Raw genomic sequence first — 250 nt, forward strand, 5'->3', positions numbered from 1 at the left:
CAAATAGTTGGACAGTTTGTTAGTTATGCATAGGAGGGCTGATTTCTGTATTGAACAGGACTCAGCCCTTTTAGTTTTAGTTTGATTCGCTCATGATTATAGTAGTGAATGTATTCTTTGATGCCCCGTTCAAGTTGCTCGACACTTGTGAATTTATTGAGATAAAAGAACTCTGTCTTTAAAACGGCAAAGAAACTCTCCATCGCGGCATTATCGAGGCAATTACCTTTGCGTGACATACTCTGGATTA

At 38.8% G+C, this 250-nt stretch carries 1 protein-coding gene; it reads right to left on the bottom strand.

Annotation, left to right across the window (positions count from 1 at the left end):
• Nucleotides 1-23: 23 nt before the first annotated feature.
• The coding region (locus KDM92_RS19315) for an IS3 family transposase (RefSeq protein ID WP_212683006.1) at nucleotides 24-250 on the bottom strand (227 nt) is incomplete at its 5' end.

The sequence above is a fragment of the Affinundibacterium baiyunense genome (assembly GCF_018139645.1).
GTDB classification, from domain to species: Bacteria; Pseudomonadota; Gammaproteobacteria; order Burkholderiales; family Burkholderiaceae_D; genus Undibacterium; species Undibacterium baiyunense.